This window comes from Nostoc sp. DedQUE02 (assembly GCF_034531035.1).
Taxonomy (GTDB): Bacteria; Cyanobacteriota; Cyanobacteriia; order Cyanobacteriales; family Nostocaceae; genus Nostoc.
Map to the genome: position 1 here is coordinate 23,591 of NZ_JAVRBY020000001.1, position 19,078 is coordinate 42,668.

The 19,078-nt window shown below is 40.8% G+C and carries 19 protein-coding genes and 1 pseudogene; 8 read left to right on the forward strand and 12 right to left on the reverse strand.

What is annotated here, in order from left to right:
- Positions 1 to 253: 253 nt before the first annotated feature.
- Positions 254 to 1,267 carry a LysR family transcriptional regulator gene (locus tag RMX98_RS00095; protein ID WP_322679822.1) on the reverse strand — a complete coding sequence of 338 codons (1,014 nt, stop codon included), beginning with the start codon at positions 1,265 to 1,267 and terminating at the stop codon, positions 254 to 256.
- A gap of 212 nt (positions 1,268 to 1,479) precedes the next feature.
- Between RMX98_RS00095 and RMX98_RS00100 the strand changes: the two genes are divergently transcribed.
- The 6 genes from RMX98_RS00100 to RMX98_RS00125 all read left to right on the forward strand — a co-directional run bounded on the left by RMX98_RS00100 (position 1,480) and on the right by RMX98_RS00125 (position 5,818).
- Entirely contained in the window at positions 1,480 to 2,196 is a 717-nt protein-coding gene (locus RMX98_RS00100) for an NnrU family protein (RefSeq protein WP_322679821.1), read from the forward strand.
- 175 nt (positions 2,197 to 2,371) lie between these two features.
- Positions 2,372 to 2,512, forward strand: a complete 141-nt coding sequence (locus tag RMX98_RS00105) for a hypothetical protein (protein ID WP_322679820.1) — start codon at positions 2,372 to 2,374, stop codon at positions 2,510 to 2,512.
- Between the two features lie 106 nt (positions 2,513 to 2,618).
- Complete coding sequence (locus tag RMX98_RS00110; protein ID WP_322679819.1) at positions 2,619 to 3,005, forward strand: thioredoxin family protein; 387 nt, start codon at positions 2,619 to 2,621, stop codon at positions 3,003 to 3,005.
- Positions 3,006 to 3,282: 277 nt separating this feature from the next.
- Entirely contained in the window at positions 3,283 to 5,385 is a 2,103-nt protein-coding gene (locus RMX98_RS00115) for an NAD(P)H-quinone oxidoreductase subunit 5 (protein WP_322679913.1), read from the forward strand.
- Positions 5,386 to 5,444: 59 nt separating this feature from the next.
- Positions 5,445 to 5,636 (forward strand): type II toxin-antitoxin system HicB family antitoxin, encoded by a 192-nt coding sequence (locus tag RMX98_RS00120; protein ID WP_194000955.1) that lies wholly within the window; start codon positions 5,445 to 5,447, stop codon positions 5,634 to 5,636.
- The gene (locus RMX98_RS00125) at positions 5,633 to 5,818 is read left to right on the forward strand and encodes a type II toxin-antitoxin system HicA family toxin (protein WP_152588361.1); all 186 of its coding nucleotides are present in this window, start codon (positions 5,633 to 5,635) and stop codon (positions 5,816 to 5,818) included. Before RMX98_RS00120 ends, RMX98_RS00125 begins: the two co-directional genes overlap by 4 nt.
- A gap of 140 nt (positions 5,819 to 5,958) precedes the next feature.
- Here RMX98_RS00125 and RMX98_RS00130 read toward each other — a convergent pair whose 3' ends face one another.
- The 5 genes from RMX98_RS00130 to RMX98_RS00150 all read right to left on the reverse strand — a co-directional run bounded on the left by RMX98_RS00130 (position 5,959) and on the right by RMX98_RS00150 (position 10,122).
- Positions 5,959 to 6,162, reverse strand: a complete 204-nt coding sequence (locus tag RMX98_RS00130; RefSeq protein ID WP_322679818.1) for a hypothetical protein — start codon at positions 6,160 to 6,162, stop codon at positions 5,959 to 5,961.
- 144 nt (positions 6,163 to 6,306) lie between these two features.
- Positions 6,307 to 6,696 carry a hypothetical protein gene (locus RMX98_RS00135; protein ID WP_322679817.1) on the reverse strand — a complete coding sequence of 130 codons (390 nt, stop codon included), beginning with the start codon at positions 6,694 to 6,696 and terminating at the stop codon, positions 6,307 to 6,309.
- Positions 6,697 to 6,768: 72 nt separating this feature from the next.
- A complete protein-coding gene (locus RMX98_RS00140; RefSeq protein ID WP_322679816.1) occupies positions 6,769 to 7,242 on the reverse strand; it encodes a helix-turn-helix domain-containing protein in 474 nt (157 codons plus the stop codon).
- Positions 7,239 to 8,687, reverse strand: a complete 1,449-nt coding sequence (locus tag RMX98_RS00145) for a restriction endonuclease subunit S (protein WP_322679815.1) — start codon at positions 8,685 to 8,687, stop codon at positions 7,239 to 7,241. Before RMX98_RS00145 ends, RMX98_RS00140 begins: the two co-directional genes overlap by 4 nt.
- Complete coding sequence (locus RMX98_RS00150) at positions 8,680 to 10,122, reverse strand: N-6 DNA methylase (RefSeq protein WP_322679814.1); 1,443 nt, start codon at positions 10,120 to 10,122, stop codon at positions 8,680 to 8,682. The genes RMX98_RS00145 and RMX98_RS00150 overlap by 8 nt, the downstream gene beginning before the upstream one ends.
- Before the next feature lie 372 nt (positions 10,123 to 10,494).
- Here RMX98_RS00150 and RMX98_RS00155 point away from each other — a divergent pair, with 372 nt between their 5' ends.
- Positions 10,495 to 12,072: an NAD(P)H-quinone oxidoreductase subunit 4 gene (locus RMX98_RS00155; protein WP_322679813.1), complete on the forward strand. Its 1,578-nt coding sequence runs from the start codon at positions 10,495 to 10,497 to the stop codon at positions 12,070 to 12,072.
- 204 nt (positions 12,073 to 12,276) lie between these two features.
- On the opposite strand, the gene RMX98_RS00160 is transcribed toward RMX98_RS00155, so the two are convergent.
- Positions 12,277 to 13,233 (reverse strand): DUF4351 domain-containing protein, encoded by a 957-nt coding sequence (locus RMX98_RS00160; RefSeq protein WP_322679812.1) that lies wholly within the window; start codon positions 13,231 to 13,233, stop codon positions 12,277 to 12,279.
- An 8-nt stretch (positions 13,234 to 13,241) separates the two neighbouring features.
- Complete coding sequence (locus RMX98_RS00165; RefSeq protein WP_322679811.1) at positions 13,242 to 15,842, reverse strand: ATP-binding protein; 2,601 nt, start codon at positions 15,840 to 15,842, stop codon at positions 13,242 to 13,244.
- 413 nt (positions 15,843 to 16,255) lie between these two features.
- Between RMX98_RS00165 and RMX98_RS00170 the strand changes: the two genes are divergently transcribed.
- A complete protein-coding gene (locus RMX98_RS00170) occupies positions 16,256 to 16,978 on the forward strand; it encodes a Uma2 family endonuclease (protein WP_322679912.1) in 723 nt (240 codons plus the stop codon).
- A gap of 259 nt (positions 16,979 to 17,237) precedes the next feature.
- Here the strand turns inward: RMX98_RS00170 and RMX98_RS00175 are convergent, their stop codons facing one another.
- The 4 genes and pseudogenes from RMX98_RS00175 to RMX98_RS00190 all read right to left on the reverse strand — a co-directional run.
- Positions 17,238 to 17,987 carry a hypothetical protein gene (locus tag RMX98_RS00175; protein ID WP_322679810.1) on the reverse strand — a complete coding sequence of 250 codons (750 nt, stop codon included), beginning with the start codon at positions 17,985 to 17,987 and terminating at the stop codon, positions 17,238 to 17,240.
- Positions 17,950 to 18,363, reverse strand: a complete 414-nt coding sequence (locus RMX98_RS00180) for a mCpol domain-containing protein (RefSeq protein WP_322679809.1) — start codon at positions 18,361 to 18,363, stop codon at positions 17,950 to 17,952. The genes RMX98_RS00175 and RMX98_RS00180 overlap by 38 nt, the downstream gene beginning before the upstream one ends.
- A gap of 179 nt (positions 18,364 to 18,542) precedes the next feature.
- On the reverse strand, positions 18,543 to 18,800 hold the full coding sequence (locus tag RMX98_RS00185; protein ID WP_322679808.1) for a BrnA antitoxin family protein: 258 nt from the start codon (positions 18,798 to 18,800) through the stop codon (positions 18,543 to 18,545).
- Between the two features lie 3 nt (positions 18,801 to 18,803).
- Positions 18,804 to 19,046: pseudogene (locus tag RMX98_RS00190) on the reverse strand (BrnT family toxin); the annotation flags it as partial.
- Positions 19,047 to 19,078: the final 32 nt, after the last annotated feature.

Sequence of the window (19,078 nt, forward strand, 5' to 3'; positions counted from 1 at the left end):
AGATGCTACGCGAATGGCAAGAAGTAAGCTACGTAATTCGTAATTAGTTCCGGTTACAGAGTAACTAAATTTGTTAATGAGGAACAGGAAACTTTTTTCCTGATGTCAAACCCTTGGGTTGCCTACAGCAATCTGTACGAACACAATGGGTTAATAATTACGAATTAAGTTAGCGACAGAGGAGCGTCATTACGAATTATTTGGTCATTTACAAAAAACAAAGTCCAAATGACAAGAGACTAATAACCTGATTTTAGTCTTCACTTAATGAGGTGGGTGTTGCTACCTCCAATGTAGTTAACACTAGACTTTTTTGTGTTAATTTTAACACATCTTGATTCCATCCTGGGTTAGCAAACTGGGGCAAAATTTCTTGACTAAAGGCTTCTGCGGCCTTGGATCTATAGCGATTGGGATTACAAATCAGCCACAGCGTCCGTTTGACGACAACGCCTTCAATGGGAGTACGGTGCAAAACGCCCATTTGTAACTCTTTAGCGATCGCACTAGTTGAAACAAAGGCAGCCCCTAGACCAGATTGCACAGCATTTTTAATCGCTTCAATGGAATTTAATTCCATTTCAACTTTAAAACGTCTGGTATCGATTTCACAGCGTGCTAGCACTTGGTCAATGACTTTGCGGATAGTCGATTGGGAATCTAAGGCAATAAATTGTAATTTATATAGGTCTTCTTTCTGGATTTTTTCAAGTTTGGTAAAAGGATGAAAGACAGGTAAAATTAGTGCTAGTTCGTCCTCAGCGTAAGGAATAACTTCTAAAGATTCTGACAGTTCACCAGGAATTTCACCACCGATAATTGCCAGATCGACTTGTCCGTTAGCGACACTCCAAGCAGTTCGCCTAGTTGAGTGAACGTGTAATTGCACCGCCACATCTGGATATTTTTGTCGAAACATACCGATCATTCTGGGCAAAAGATAAGTGCCAGTGGTTTGAGAAGCACCGACAATCAAAGTACCACCTTGGAGATTTTGTAAATCTTCAATGGCGCGGCAAGTTTCCTGACAGAGACTGAGGATTTTTTCACCGTAATTTAAGAGTAGATGCCCAGCTTCGGTTAATTGGGCACGTCGTCCTCCACGATCGAATAAGGGGACATCGAGTTGCCGTTCGAGATTTTGGACTTGTAAACTAACGGCAGGCTGGGAGACGTAAAGACTATCAGCGGCACGCTTGAAGCTTCCTTCTTGGGCGATCGCTTTCAGGATACGTAACTGATCTAAAGTGAAAGGAAGGTCAGACATAAGGCTCAACCCACAAACTTTTAAAGGAGCAGATGCACGTAATAAATCCGGTTTGGCAGCAATCAGCCAGACATGATTTGTTGCATATTAAACTTGAAGGCTTGACTCGAAAAAGACAGTAGCACAACATCTTGACTAAAGTCCCCTTTTGAATACTTTGTGGTATTGGTTGTACTGAATTCAATTTTCTTTAAATTACTTCACCCGTTTTTATGTTGTTGATTTCTTGGTTGACACCCAGTCATTTTGTCATACTGGGGTTACAAATAGTTTTTGCGATCGCTCACAGTGGAGGCGCTGCTTTGCGTCCAAGGGCCGAAAAATATATTGGCCCAAGGCTTTATCGCATTCTCTTTGCATTAGTTAGCTTACCGTTGGCTGTGATATTAATTATTTACTTTTTTGGGCATCGCTATGATGGTTTGCAACTTTGGCAGGTACAAGGAGTGCCAGGAGTGCGAGAATTTGTTTGGCTGCTGTCAGCAATCTCGTTTTTATTTTTATATCCTGCTACCTTCAATCTACTAGAAATTGCTGCCATTCAAAAGCCCCAAGTTCATCTCTACGAAACAGGAATTATTCGGATTACCCGTCATCCCCAGATGGTGGGACAAATAATTTGGTGTGTTGCTCACACTCTCTGGCTGGGAACTACCTTTACCCTTGTGACTTCCATTGGATTGGTGCTGCATCACTTGTTTGGGGTTTGGCACGGGGATCGCCGCCTGAGCGATCGTTATGGAGAAGCCTTTGAAATTGCCAAACAGCGAACTTCAATTATTCCCTTTAAAGCAATTATTGACGGGCGTCAATCTCTCAAATGGCAGGAATTTATCCGCCCTTCTTATTTGGGAGTTACAATTTTCATAGCTTTGCTTTGGTGGTCGCACCCTCTATTGATGGAAGCAACTGGTAGGATAACATGGTAAATTGAAGCGATCCCCAGTGTCAGCAGAAAATCGCAAATAGATTAGAATTTCAGCTTATCAATTGCCCCGAATCAATGTAGGATGAATTCAAACATCTATTCAGTGGGGGTGCGTTTAGTCAGCTTGAGATTTTATATTGGTAGTTGAAGACCTGTTGTCTTTACCTCGGGAATAAGTGGCAGATTTAGTCAAATTCCCAGACGGCGACGGCAATCAGGAATCTAACATCCAAAAAAGCCAACGTGAGAGTCTCGCTGGCTTTTTGTCAGAGACACATCAACGCGCTCAATTTTTGCCCAATTATTTTGTGTCCTGAGATTTGGTTCCTGAAAGCATCTATCGGCAGTTACTGACTTAACCAATCCTTCACTTCAGTACTGATAGGTAGTTTGATATAAAAACCTTATAATCCAAGAGGCGTCATGGTGTTGTCGGTTAGTGAGCGGACATTTACTCAAGAAGTTTTAGAATCTCCTATTCCTGTTTTAGTTAACTTTGAAGCACCTTGGTGTGGCTTGTGTCGGATTATCCATCCACTTTTGTTGCAATTTCAAGCCCAGTGTGGGGATGAAATTAAATTAGTCGGGGTTAACGCCGATCAAAATTTTAAATTGTCTACTACCTATAGGCTAAAATCACTACCCACTTTACTATTGATTGAAAATGGCACTATTCGCCATCGCTTGGAATGCTTTCGCGGCAGAGAAGATTTACGTCTAGCTCTAGAAGAGATTAAAGCTAGCTACAGCAATTACCCCAAAATCTACAAAAGTTCAAAAACAGTGGATTTAGAATGCCGATCGGCCTGATGGATATTAGGTATGAGGCATGGGGGAGCCAGTGCATTGGGCGGTGCCGACTTGTTCGCTCTTAGCGTTCCCGCAGGGTAGCAACTGGCGTCATGAGGCATTGGGCATTGGACAAATGACCAATGACTAATGACCAATGACTAATGACCAAATCTAAAACCATGCTTAATACCCCACCCAATCAGTCTTGGGTGGGTTATTTTATCTTAAAGGGTGTAGTCACAATTATTAACAGTTTCGACACGCTAATCAAGAATTTTAAAAGTAGGCGTCAGTGATGGAAGTAATCTATCAGTATGCCTGGCTGATTCCGGTGTTCCCTCTTCTTGGGGCAATGCTGGTCGGTCTAGGGTTAATCTCGTTGAATCAGGTGACAAACCGCCTCCGCCAGCTTAATGCTGTGGTGATTATCTCCATGATGGCAGCAGCTATGGTGCTGTCCTTTGCCTTGCTCTGGAGTCAAATCCAAGGACACCCGTCTTATACGCGCACCTTGGAGTGGGCAGCAGCAGGTAATTTTCACCTGAGCATGGGCTACACTATTGACCACCTGACAGCCCTAATGCTGGTGATTGTCACAACAGTAGCCTGTTTAGTCATGGTTTACACCGATGGCTACATGGCTCACGATCCCAGTTACGTGAGGTTTTACGCTTATCTCAGTTTGTTTGGCTCCTCAATGTTAGGTCTGGTGGTCAGCCCCAACCTAGTACAAGTTTACATATTCTGGGAACTGGTCGGGATGTGTTCTTACTTGCTGGTCGGCTTTTGGTTCGATCGCAAGTCAGCAGCCGATGCCGCGCAAAAAGCGTTTGTGACCAACCGCGTGGGCGACTTTGGTTTGTTACTCGGCATTTTGGGGCTGTTCTGGGCAACAGGAAGCTTTGATTTTAATATTATGGGCGATCGCCTCGCCCAACTTGTCGAATCAGGTTCTATCAGCAATTTTCTCGCTGTCCTGTTTGCGATTTTAGTTTTCTTAGGGCCAGTTGCAAAATCAGCTCAATTTCCCCTCCACGTCTGGCTACCAGATGCGATGGAAGGCCCCACCCCCATTTCTGCCTTGATTCACGCAGCAACGATGGTGGCGGCGGGTGTTTTCCTGATTGCCCGGATGTACCCAGTATTTGAAGACGTTCCAGCCGCAATGAATGTCATTGCCTTTACTGGGGCGTTTACGGCGTTTTTGGGGGCAACCATTGCCATTACCCAAAACGACATTAAAAAAGGCTTGGCTTACTCCACCATTTCCCAACTCGGTTACATGGTGATGGCAATGGGAATAGGCTCCTATAGTGCTGGACTATTCCACCTGATGACCCACGCCTATTTCAAGGCGATGCTGTTCTTGGGTTCAGGTTCTGTAATTCACGGTATGGAAGGTGTCGTTGGACACGACCCTGCCTTAGCGCAAGATATGCGCTTGATGGGTGGACTGCGAAAGTATATGCCCATCACAGCAACTACCTTTTTGATTGGTTGCTTGGCAATTTCTGGTATTCCACCCTTTGCTGGTTTTTGGTCAAAAGATGAAATTCTAGGGAAGGCTTTTGAGGCTAACCCACTACTCTGGTTTATCGGTTGGCTAACTGCCGGGATTACTGCTTTTTACATGTTTAGAATGTATTTCTCGACATTTGAAGGCAAATTCCGGGGTACTGACGAGAAAATCAAGGAAAAACTTAAGAAAGCTGCGGCGACAATTGTCCTGGAATTAGAGTCAGAAGAACCTGCCCCGAATTTTGGGCCTGGGGCGATGAAGAAAGGAGAATTGGCGGCAACTAGTCAGCATCATGATTCCCATGACTCCCACGGTCATCACAGCGACTCCCCCCACGAATCGCCGTGGACAATGACACTGCCGTTGGCACTGTTGGCTGTGCCTTCGATTTTGATTGGTTTGGTGGGAACTCCCTACGCCAATTATTTTGAAGAGTTTATCTTTCCTCCTAGTGAAACCCTCACTGAAGTTATAGAAAAGTCTGCCGAGTTCAATCCTACGGAATTCTACATCATGGCGGGTGCTTCAGTCGGAATTTCTTTAATTGCGATTACCCTGGCTTCGCTGATGTATTTGGGCCGTAAAATTGATCCGGCTGCGATCGCTGCTAAAATCCAACCACTTTACGAGTTATCCCTCAACAAGTGGTACTTTGATGACATTTACCATCGGGTTTTTGTCCTCGGCTTGCGTCGCGTAGCCAGACAAGTTATGGAAGTTGACTTCCGCGTTGTCGATGGTGCTGTTAACCTCACAGGCTTTTTCACCCTTGTTAGCGGTGAAGGTCTGAAGTACCTAGAAAACGGTCGCGCTCAATTCTATGCCTTGATTGTATTTGGGGCGGTTTTGGGCTTAGTGATTGTATTTGGTGTTACCTGATTTTAATCGGGGTGGATGAATGTCCACCCCTAAGTTTTTTAAAAGTAGCTAATAGGCGAATGATAAAGAAGAAATACATTTACTGGCAAGATGATGATATGTGGTTAGGTTATCTCGAAGAATATCCTGACTATTGGACTCAGGGTGAAACAGAAGAGGAGCTAAGAGAAAATCTACTTGATATTTACAGTGAATTAACAAGTGGAAATATCCAAAATATTCGTAGAGTTGCAGAACTTGAAGTTTCATGAAACGAAGAGATTTAATCAGTAAGATTGAAGAAATGGGTTGTATCTTCGTTCGTCATGGTGGCAAACATGATTGGTATCAGAATCCAATAACAAAAATTTCTCAAGCTGTTCCCAGACATAGAGAAATCAAAGAGCAACTTGCAAAACATATTATTAAGATGCTTAGTGATGAAGCTGGCTAACACTAAGTTAGAGCCGATCTTTGAAAGCGTCCGACGGGCGGTGCGTAACTCCTATGAATGGAAGAAACAAGTAAAATCCTTTTCATCCTGCCTTGTTTCTTAGGAGCCTAAATTAGACTCCTTTGGCTGATAATCAGCAATTAAATATTAAAATCTTTTTTTACATCATCTGGCGGTTCAAACATAATCTCAAAACCTCCATTGGGAATAGTTCGACGCAAAAATCTTAAATGATCGTCTGCATCTTGGCGGTTAACAAAACGGGCGACGGTGTGACATTGGGTAATCACTACAGTTTTTACTATCACCCAAGGATGATTTTGGGCAATAACTGGTTTTATCATGGTGAATGTCTCCTTTTGTTAGGGAGCCAAGAGCCAGCAGGAAGCGTCGGAAACTTATTTGCTGGCTTTTGACAAGATTTGTAATTTTGTTGCTGGGTTGCTGTAAGTGTGAGTGTGTTTTCATCGCTTCTAAACACTCTCATCTCATAGATTTTGTGGTAAAAGCTGGGTTGCATCATGGTCGTGAAGTCCTGGGACAACTAGCCATAACCACATCCGGCACTTGAACAAGCGCAATGATAGAAGTTCTTCAGGGAATTTTTGATTTCTGTGACCTTGCCAGTGTCCAAGGTGTGCGAGTTGTTGTTTGGCGCAGGTTGGGCAGAGATCGCCTGGTTTTCCTTTGTCGATGCTGTAGTTTGAGTCTTCAGGATTGAGGGGTTTGATTCCGGGAAAGCGCCCTGCTTGGGAATGGGGGCAGGGTTTGCCGTCGAGTTCTGCGGGGATGATGCCAGTGCAAATTAGGCTGTCGGGGTATACGTTGCCGTCCGGGGAGAGGAAGAGGGCTTTGGGTTCGGTGTTTTGAATATTCATGCTCTACCGAATAAAATGTTTGATCAAAAAACAATATATGCGGTAAAGTATTATTATGTAAAGAAGTTTAGTTTAAATTTTGAATCCAGCTTGTTTTGCAATTAAGGTCAAATACTTAGATGTGGCTAAAGTCGGCTCATATACACTTTTTTCCCATTGGCTCACTGTTGCTTGTCGCACACCTAGCCTTTGTGCAAACTCCGCTTGTGTTAAATCCATGTGTTGCCGCAGTGCTTTGATTAATTCAGCATTCCACAGTACAGTATCACCCTGAAGCTCAACTTGATACTTATCAGGAGGTTTACGGAATATCACTTGTTGCTGATCAAAATCCACATTTTCTACACGATATCCCGCCTCCATCCAAGCGTAAGCTTGTGATGAGCCTTGTTTGCGATTACTCCACCATGCCTGTTTATTTCTTGCTGATTCAGGCAACACATCATTTATCAAAGTTTCAATTTCAGCAAATGATAAACTTATTTCATTTTGCTCGCTGCCACATAAAAATTCTAGGAGTGGCTGGTATTTACTGCCCTCCTTCATCTCACTTCTTCTTCTCCTAATATCATACGTTCAACACGAGCTTTTGCTTCAGTCAGCAAGTATTCAGCTTCGGTATAGAGACGATTTGCTTCATTACGTCGCCTGTTTAATTCATCTACGATTACTTGCTGAATTTTCATAGGCGGTAAGGGAACGCGCAGATGTTGCAAGTCTTCTGCATAAAGGTGAGCAGTTTGTCCTCTAGACATTCGGTTGATAAGCTCTTGAATAGGCTTAATGATAAAACAAGTGAGTAAGTATTCTGGAAGTACGATTTGATGGTTAACTCTAACAATAATCAACTCACCAACTGCCATACATTTATCAAGATATTCAATAGGAATATTTCTTACCAAGCCAAAACTTCCACCAATATAGTCCAATTGATGAGAAGCTGAAAGTAAAAGTAAATCTCCATCTTTTACGTATGCTTTCTTAGCTTTTTTAAAAAATGTTTTTGATATAAAAGCTACTTTTTTCCATTCAATTTTCCAATTTTTTGTAAGACTGGAAACTTTTATTACTACGCAGCCATTTTCTGTATAGCCGTCTTTAGCAGGGGTTAATCCATTGACTATATTTATACAAATCTCAGATAAGGTTTTTTTTGGGTATATTGAATTTTCTATTATTTGTTCTAGCTGAGTATAAAATGGTAAAAAATAACGGACATCAAAGCGATTTAATTGCGATCGCCTAATGAGAAACCGATTTTGACTTCTTGGTAAGACATTTTTAATTCCAATTACTTTAATTACATACTCTTGGATTCCTACAATTAAGTTTTGTGCTGCTAGTAGCTTTTCTTGATGTGTATGATAGGCATTCTGCATTATTTGAGCAATGCAATCTTGAACAGATATAGGAGGAACAGGGATTATAAACTCTCCAACTTCAGATAAATTCAATTCTGGTCTTGTTGTTCTATGTCCTAATCTAATAGCTTGAAATTCACCAAATTGAGAGTTAATAAATATTGCGACATAATAAGGATTTACTTTTTTTGAGAGTTCTAAACCAACAATATGACCTGTAATATTACCTTCTGTTAGACTTTCAGGAAATACAGCAGCAATTCCAAGTCTACCCGCTATTGTTATCAACAGATTTCCTGGAACTACACGGCTACGAATTAACTCATTGTGTTTTTCTTCAGATATATATGTCAATTTATCTAAAGAGATTTCCGAAGGTAGCACATCCTTTACTCTAATATAAGGGACTCCACTATCCTGATACATATCCACTTTTCGGTTACTACCAAACGGCCCATCAAACATACGTATACTTAATTTTTTCAACGGATATAGTGGATATGGACATTTATGTAATTTATCAAGTAAAAACTGATATTTAGGCTGATAAAACTCAACAAAAAGCTTTTTTCTAGTCAAATTGCTTGCTTTAATTAAAAACCGCTTTACGTCATGTTGCTCGTTATTCATTACCATCCAGCGAATCCATTACCTTTAAATCAGCATATTGTGCGCCATTCATTAAAGTATTAACTCGCGCTACGTGCATCACATTTCGAGAATATTCAGCCCCAAATAAATGATTATCTCGAAACTTGATAAACTCTTGGGTTGGTTCTTCAGGATTAATGCCTTCAGTACTACCACCATTATTTGCGATCGCTTTTGCATACTCCTGCTTACGCACATAATCCAAAACGTGCGTCAACATCCGCGCTGAACCGCAAGCAGGATCGCCTACATAATCATTTACTGTAGGTTGCAAAATTCCCACCATTAAATTAATTACTGGTGTAGGTGTGAAATATTGCCCCAAATCATCACGGAAAGTTTTACTCAAAAAATCCTCAAACACCCCACCTTTTACATCTGCTGAAGATTTTCGCAAACTCCAAGGCTGTAAACGCTTGACGATTTCCATTGTGGTGTGAGGCTTGAATTGCAGCACATCAGCCTCATTAAAAGCCAAACGCACACCCAAATCATCACCAAATTTTTTCGCTAGTGTTTCTCGTTCCCACTGCTTCGCTTTCTCAAAAGTGTCTCTTACTTGAACTAATAAACGTTCTGGGTCAGTTTCATTACTAACACTAAATACATAAGCCCGTGATTCTCCTGTTTGCTTTACCAAGTCAATTGTTGCCTGTTCGTCATACCACTTAGCAAACAAGAATTTAACCATTGCATCAACAGCTTCTTGTGGCTGCAAACCCTCATTATCTCTCAGAATAGAGTGACAACCAGATCGCGTATCTCCCAAAACCTCCCGAAACCTATCACGGGTTAGGGGCGTGAGTCCTGTTTGAATCCCATCTGGTTCAGTGGGATTAAGAATTACAGTATAAAAACTGTGCTTTGCGGCTTCACGGGCGCTTTCATATTTCTGTAAATCACCAATTATTTCTAACTTTCTTGGATATTCAAGATCACGACGATAAATTACTGTATGTTTACCACTGGTTAAAATGGCATAACGGGCAGATGGTGAAGCACTCATGTAAGCATTGAGTCGGTTAAGATGATCAACCCAACCTTCTCCTTCAGTCCCGCCAACTTTTTTATTTGGTTCCATAGCCTCCACCATAATGAAGGCTACATCCAAATTACCTATAGAATCAGCATAACGGTCATCGTAAACTACAATATCTACACGTCCTTGATAGCGTCGCCCACCTTGATAAGTTCCCTCGGCAAAATCTGAATTTAGTTCTAGTTCCATTGCCTCTAGTGGAACACCGTACTCTTCTACTAAAATCTCAAGTGCCCACATCGTCACAGGGTCTTCTGCTGGACGCACATAAGAACTATCAGCTTTAAATAACTTCAGTAGATTTATATGCTGGCGATACTTCTGTGGTATGTTAGCCGGATTTTGGTAAGGATTAGTGAAATCGGAGAAAGGCATGAAGTTATTGCTATGGAAGACAGACTACACAGTAGATAAATGATATGCGATCGCGGGCGATCACTCCCATCAGGCTTTTTTCAACAACCACCAAACAGTATCGTAATATTTTGAGCAATGCGGGGGGCTATGCGATCGCACCCCTAAACTATAATTTTACCAACTTTTTTAAGGTAAATTTTTGACTGGATTGGGAGTATCACAACGCACATCCCACACCCGCAAATGTCAAAAAAGACTCCCAAAAGGAAAAATAGGGGATTGCCAATTTAATTAAATCAACCTAACGAGGAAGACGAAATCCTGAAAAAGCTGTTACTTAATAACTAGTGACTTTTTGCCAAACATGATTTTGATAGCAGACGAATTGTGATGAATACAGCTAATTTTCCGTGGCTGACGACGATTATTCTGTTGCCGATAGCCGCTTCACTACTGATTCCCATCATCCCGGATAAAGAAGGCAAAACAGTGCGCTGGTTCTCCCTCATCGTAGGGCTGATAGATTTTGCACTAATTGTTTATGCTTTTTATACTGGGTATGATTTCTCCAATCCAGATTTGCAGTTGGTTGAGAGTTACGCCTGGGTACCCCAACTAGATTTGAATTGGTCAGTAGGGGCAGATGGCTTATCTATGCCCCTAATTATTTTGACTGGATTCATTACCACGCTGGCGATATTAGCAGCTTGGCCTGTCACCTTCAAGCCGAAGCTATTTTACTTCTTGATGTTGGCGATGTATGGCGGTCAGATTGCCGTGTTCGCTGTCCAGGATATGCTGTTATTTTTCCTGGTGTGGGAACTGGAACTAGTACCGATATACTTTCTGCTGTCGATTTGGGGAGGCAAAAGACGGCAGTATGCAGCGACAAAATTTATTTTATACACCGCCGGCGGTTCGCTGTTTATTTTGCTGTCTGCCCTGACAATGGGATTTTACGGCGATACGGTGACGTTTGATATGCGATCGCTCGCCTTAAAAGACTTTGCCCTCAATTTCCAACTTGCCGTCTATACTGGCTTCCTGATTGCCTACGCCGTTAAGTTGCCGATTATTCCCTTGCACACCTGGCTACCTGATGCCCACGGTGAAGCAACAGCGCCTGTACACATGTTATTGGCAGGTATTCTTCTGAAAATGGGCGGTTACGCCTTAATTCGGATGAATGCTCAAATGCTCCCCGATGCCCACGCTCTTTTTGCACCAGTGTTAGTGGTTTTGGGGGTAGTTAACATCATCTACGCTGCCTTAACATCCTTTGCCCAGCGCAACCTGAAGCGAAAAATTGCCTACTCCTCAATTTCCCACATGGGCTTTGTGATGATTGGTATCGCCTCCTTCACCGATTTGGGATTGAGTGGGGCAGTGTTACAAATGGTTTCCCACGGGTTAATTGGGGCGAGTTTGTTCTTCCTGGTTGGGGCAACTTACGATCGCACCCACACCCTAATGTTGGATGAAATGGGCGGTGTTGCCAAGAGAATGCCGAAGATTTTCGCCATGTTCACCACCTGTTCAATGGCTTCTTTGGCATTGCCAGGGATGAGCGGTTTTGTGGCAGAATTGATGGTATTTGTTGGCTTTGCTACTAGCGATGCTTATAGCTCTACCTTTAAAGTTATCGTGGTGTTCTTGATGGCAGTGGGAGTGATTTTAACTCCGATTTATCTGCTGTCGATGTTGCGAGAAATTTTCTACGGTAAAGAGAACGAGGAATTAGTTTCTCATCAAGCTTTGATAGATGCCGAACCCCGTGAAGTATTTATCATTGCCTGTTTGTTAATTCCAATTATTGGTATTGGTTTCTATCCAAAATTGCTGACTCAGATGTATGACGCTACAACTGTACAATTGACTGCAAGATTGCGTGATTCCGTGCCGACTTTAGCACAGCAAAAAGACGACGCACTAAAGGTTTCTTTGAGTGCGCCTCAAATTGGTAATTAAGTTGCGATCGCTAGTTTAATTTAAATATTGATTACTTTGAGGGCGGGTTTTGTACCTGCCCTTTTTGTTATTCACTCAAAATTTTCGATTCCGTGAAGTAAAAAATAACCCATCGAACTTAGTTAAAAAAATTTTGTATTGGTAAATAATGAAATGTATTTTTTACAAATATCATAAAAATAGATTTTAAGCTGATTGATTTGTTTACAACCAGTCAAGCAAATCTTCTATATCAGTAAAATCTAACAAAGCTTCGCCAAGGTTTTCTAACTGATTTAAAGAAAGAGATTGGATGCGCTCTTGCAATTCTGGTGATAGTTCTCCTACTCGTCTTTGTAGTAACCTGAAAATAAGTCGTTGTTCGCCTTCTTGTTTTCCGCGCTCGTAGCCGATGCGTTCACCTGTAGTTACATATCTCATAGTCCGCTCCTGCTCAAATTGTTTAAACTCTTCCCAAAACTGATTTTCCAATACCTTTGGTAATATCATAACCCAATCGATAAATCGATACAGATTACGAATATCCTGCTCTCCTAACCCCAAATCATATAGTCTGCGAATTAAGTTGAATTTCCATATTTTGCGTTGTTCGGGTGATGAGCGCGTCTGCTGCGTTTTCAAATGCGCCATGACGACAGTTGCAAATGGATTATCGCTGTTTTCTAATTCGTGAAAGCGATTTTCGTAATCTAAAAGTTTAATACTGCCAAATTCAAAAATTAAGCGAGTATTGGGATAATTGTAGCTGTAATTGCTTGGTCGCCATTCGCGGTTTGGATCGCAGAGAATTGCAAGGCTTATTGCTGGTCGATCGAAGCGGTCAAATATGCGAAAGTTGTAGGTAAACATCCGCTTGGCAAAGTTATCTTCTTTTTGTCCCTGAATTTCCACATGGATTAATAACCACAGTTCTTCCCCTTGGATTTGCCAAACTTTGACTAATTGATCGGCATATTTCTTACCCTGTTCGGCTTCACGAGCTATTTGTTGAAATTCTTTATCTAAAAATTCGTAGGGACATTCCCAATCAATTAAGGCAGAATTTTCTGGAAAAAAGAAATGCATTGCTTGGGGAAAATAAGCTTCTATAATTTCTTTCCAAGGGCTATCAAAATCAGCGCGTAGGCGTAGCTCGTCGTCGACATCGTTAATATTAGTCATGTCATTTTTCAAATTATGGATAGAGTAGCAGTACTTGCAGTCGCTAGTTTAGAACTTTGATTAATCGGAATCTCAACCCAAAATTCTGCTCCTTGTCCGGGTTCGGAAATACACCAAATAGCTCCGTTGTGTTTTTCTGTGACAATTTGAGCGCTAATTGCTAATCCTAATCCAGTGCCTTTACCTGCGGCTTTTGTGGTAAAGAAAGGGTCAAATAATCGTTGCTTAACTGCTTCGGTCATGCCAGGGCCATTATCTGCAATTTTTACAGTTATCCGATCCAAGTTGCGTAACTGAGTACGAATTACAATTTGGCTGGGTTTAGTTTCTATTTCCTCCAGAGTTCGCTTACTGTTATAACTATCCAGGGCATCAATGGCATTACCAATCAGATTCATAAATACCTGATTTAATTGTCCGGCATAGCATTCTACTAAGGGAATATCACCATATTCCTTAACTATTTCAATTCCGGTATTTCCAGAAGTTTGTTTGAAGCGATTTTGTAAAATCAGTAGTGTGCTATCAATACCTTCATGAATATTGACAGGTTTCATATCTGCTTCGTCAAGTCGAGAAAAATTCCGCAAGGAGAGAACTATTTCACGAATGCGATTAGCTCCCATTTTCATGGAAATTAATATTTTAGGTAAATCTTCAGCCATAAAGTCAAGGTCGATCGCTTCGATATGAGCTTGTACTTCAGGTGTTGAATGGGCATTAGACTGTTGATAAAGTTCTACTAGTTCCAACAAACTCAGTGTATATTCACTTACATGGGTCAAATTGCCGTAGATAAAGTTAACTGGGTTATTGATTTCGTGAGCAACTCCAGCCACTAATTGACCTAAACTCGACATTTTTTCGGTCTGAATCAGTTGGGCTTGGGTTTCTTTGAGATTGTGTAGTACTTGGTTGAGTTGTTCTGCCTGAATAGTAGCAGCAGCAGTAGCAGCGCGGCTTTGATTATATAATTGGGCTTGGTCAATAGCGATCGCTAACTGGTCAGCTACACCTCGAATGATTTCTATCTCATCATCACTCCAGGGGCGAAGCTCTCTACTATGTTCGCAGACAATCACACCCAAGTGACCCGACTGAGTTTGAACTGAAACTGTTAGTAGAGACTTAAAACCCAATGTCACAAGTAAATTCCGACTTTTGAAATCAAGCCACGAATCTGTTGCAATGTCATCAAAGCAAAGCAAATTTCCTTGGATAACAGCCTCACTTATGGCTTCCACATTCTGGATAGCAGAACAGCCTAAAGGTTCTGTTAAATCGGGAGCGCAAGCTTGCTGACTCAGTTCCAAGCTCGTAGATTCATCTTCTTGATGACACCAAAAAAATTGGCATCGATCGATCTGTAGCAGTTGCCGAACTTCAACTACTACTGTACTCAAAATCGTATTTAGATCCAGCGAGTTGCGAATTTGACTAGATAGACGAGTTTTAAGAATTTTTTCTCGCTCAACTAGCTTTCGCAATTCAACTTCAGATTGCCTTAACTCTAGCTGGGCCATATTACGATTGACACTAGCTCTTGCTAGTAGCCAAGAACCAATGCCAATTAATCCTACTAACCCAGCATATAGCAGTAGCAATTGACTCAAAAATCGGTTTGATTTGGTTGTCAACGTCTCTGGCGATACTCGCGAGACAATTTTCCAGTGATAGGATTTAGGATCAATTTGATTTTGACTTGGCGCAAAAGCTTGTCCTGCTCCCGTACTAGACTTTTGCCCTTCGACAAGTGGGTAAACTGTGGTAAAAGTGAACATTCCTTCAGCAGTTTGGAATTGTCCCGATTCTTGTTGAGAAATTTGCTGCCATGCTTGAGGAAAAGTTTTGCCAAAAGTGCGGTTTTTGCGGTCGGGAAACATAAATCCCCATTCATCTTCAGGCTTCCCTCCTTTTAACCAGTAGCCATCGGCATTCAGTAGCATTCCCTGGCTAGAGGCGCTAGCGAAAGCTTGATTAAAATTGTCCAGCAGTTTTGCACCGAAATAATTTAACACTACAATGCCCCGTTTCTGTCCACTACGATCAAAAACCGGAGTGCCAAAGCGGATCATTGGCTTCACGGGTTGTTCAACCTGACCTCGTTCGATGTTCAGGTCAAGGGGAGAGACAAATACTTGTCCTTGATTCAGCCGCAAAGTGTCATTAAACCAGTAGCGCTTGGCTTGAACTTGCAGTTTTTCTTCGGGGACAATTGCTGGTTCACCTTGCTTGAAGTTGACTCTGACAACTTCCTTACCCGATCGATCTAAAAAGCGAATTTGGTCGTAAAGTTTTTTATATCCAGAAAATAATAAGAATTCTTGAGAAAGTGCCTGTTGTTGCCCATCCACTCCGTCTAAAATTCTTTCTAGCTCGTTTTGTTTAGAGATAACCATCAAATCTGAGACAACCGAGTGAAAGTCTCCGCTGATTACTTTCGTTTGTAAATCTACCTTACGGAGTTCATTTGTTTTGAACAGAACTTGCTCGGTTTGTACTTGTTGGTAGTAGATAGTCCCAATAACAACCCCAACTAACGCTGATAATGGCAAAAAAACCGTTAGGAAGTTTTTGATTAAAACTCGTGAATGGATCTGTGGTGACATATTTGATACTTAAGTACAACTCAAAAATTGGGTTGAAAATTAGCTAATTTCCAGCTACGCCACGTTTTCTGAGTCAAGGTTGAGAGAAGACTTTTTCTCCTGGTAGACATAGGTAATCAGCCCAGCTACCAAATTCACCATGAAATTGCATACTCTGCGACTTCTGGAATGTTCTAGTTGAACAAAGTTCCGCCCTTTTTTGCTATTGTCAGTTAGACACTCTGAGAATTAGTACCGAAAAACCACGAGTTTGATGTAAAAATTTTACACTTATAAGTATTGTGATACTGAGAAGAGAGATAGAAGGCGATGTGTACGCTAAAAATGATTTTTCATTCTTGTGCTGCGATCGCACATTACACATCAATAGATTACGTACAATCTATCTAGAATCAAATTTGGCAAAACCGCTCATGTTAAACTACAATCCACTGCATTGTTTGCCATCTTCCGAAGAATTACCCGACTCAGATGATACTGCTGTGGATAATGAACTCCAAAATTTAATTCCCGGCTTGCTGAAAACAACACTAGCTTTGGTTTGGTGCGATCGCTGGGATTGGTTCTTTGGTGTTGACATGGGTATTTATTATCACCCAGATAAACCAGCCATTGTCCCTGATGGGTTTCTCAGCTTAGGAGTTAAACGTTTCGTTGATGAGGATTTACGCCTAAGTTACGTACTGTGGGAAGAAAAGAAACTGCCAATTTTAGCGCTAGAAGTTGTTTCTCAAATATATCGAGAAGAATATAGCACCAAGAAAGAATTCTATGCAAAAGATTTAGGAATTTTGTACTACGTTGTGTATAGTCCGCTTCGGCGTAGAAAGACACCTTTAGAGGTGTATCAATTAGTTGATGGGGAATATATCTTAATATCAGGAAATCCCGTTTGGCTGCCAGAAATTGGTTTAGGAATTGGGCGAGAACGGGGAATTTATCAAGGTATTGTGCGGGAGTGGCTGTACTGGTATGACGAAGAAGGGCAAAAATTGTTGACACCAGAAGAACGCATCAGGGAAGCCGAAGAACGCACAGCTTTTGAAGAACAGCGACGGGTGGAAGCAGAACAAAAAGTGAAAATGTTAATTGAAAGATTGAATGCGTTAGGTGTCGATCCAGAAAGTTTGTTATAGATTCAACAGATTTTATAATAGCAAGCGATGTCTACGACGTGCTACGCCTACGCGTCTACAACTCACTGATACAGAAATTCTGGATTTCATTGATTACCTGAAGCTACAACTAACCCAAAATTGCTCAATTTAGATGCTGTTGTATTAGTTTTAGATAATTGGGATTACAGAAATAGTCTAGTTGCTAAAAATACATAAAATTTTTGGATTTTTTAAATTAATTCAATCATAATAACAATGGGCAATTATAATTATCGAATTACTTTAAGCGATCAACAACACCAAAAATATCGTTAACAAGACCTAATCCAGTTATCAGTGCAAGTGTAACGGCTGCATACTGAGCTAAGACACTTTGCTGTTGTTGAATTAATACAAAAACCATAACTCCAAGAAATATAGAAAGCACAAGTAGAAGTTTTATAACTTTTCCTTGCGAACGCATACGATTAAAACTTTCTATCGTTGTGCCAGATTCAGAGAAATCAATATACTCATAGCAAACTATATCTTGATGTATATCATGATACATTTTACTTAATCCTTTTGTACGCCACTCTTTTGAGTAAACTCTATCATCAAGTTCAAAACAACAAACATGTTTTATTCCACTTGATATGTAAGATGATATAATATCACTAGAAACTTTCTTATTACATCCCGAAATATCAACAATTAAATTATCCAAATCAAGAAAATTTCTTTTTATATTTTTGATTGAAGCTTCTGGATTTACAAATAAAATTTTTATAATTCTCTCTTCTATCGGAGCCAAAGATAGTATTGAATTATATGCAATTTGATACTCATTATGAACAGTTAAAAGTTCTTCAAATTTATCCCTTATTTTCCTAATTTGTTCTTTTACTTCTGAAAGTTTACCTACCGCTCCCTCATTAACTCCAAAGTAAACATCTCGAATACCTCTGACTTGAATACAGTGCGTTAAGATATTGACGTAAAGTCCCGGATTATCGCTTTGAATGACAAGGAGTAATTGTTTCGCCACTTGTGTATTCCTGAAATATTTCAATACGATTCTTGCCAGTAGCTTTGGCTAATTTCAGTGCAAAATAAGCTTGACGTGAATTATCACCAATGCCAAAAGATAATGTAGCCTTTGAAAGGTTAGCAAACTCTATTCTTAAATTTTCTAATCTACTTACTGATATTGCATCAGATTGTAACCTTGCAAGTAAGCTATCTCCACCATTGAATATTATTTTTGCATTAAATTCATCTGATAAAGCTTCTGCCAACCATAACATGGCTGATTGGAAATTATGGGAAAAATTTGATAATAGCTCTATTTGATCTGTGACGATGAAAAGCTCGATTTTTCGACCAACATCGTCACCGTCTGCTGCAAGATATAGAGATACCATAGACAATAAATATCCATACAATAATAATGTGGTTCTCAACAATCTCAGTAGTAACTTATTTCTAGACTAAAAGCTAGCACTAAACTCCCTAGCTCGGAATCGATTCAAATTTAAATAATTTTCTTAATTAATATTGATGTAGCACTTTGTACATATATAATAGCGATCGCCTTTTCACCTCATTTTCCAATACGCTCAAGTTCCTCTCGCAATACTCGCCGTAATGTCTCTTCTAACGGTTCACGGCGCTGCTGAATGTACTCACGCAAGGCATCGTTAATCAAAGTTTGGTAATTTCCCCCACCTGCTGCGTGAACTTGGTCACGAAACCATTCTAGTACTTCATCATCTAAGCGAATTGTAATTCGAGTTTTGCCTGTTGATGTTGATTCAATCGCTCCCCGCTTGCCTTGGCTAAAATCATATTCAGCTTCCATCACTTATCCCTCTTCATACTGCTTTAGTTCATAGCGCGTAGCTTTGCGGGCAGAAATCAATCGAATCTCATCATCGCGCCATGTATACACAACTACTAAAACTCGACTGAAAGCATCTATTCAAATAGTGATAAACCTCTCTTCATCAAAACGTTCATCTGCGATCGTAATTGCTAAATCGTCAAAAAATACGGTTACAGCATCAGCAAAATCAACACCATACTTGTGAAGATTGGCTGCTGCCTTATCCCTATCCCACTGATACGCTACCTAATCTC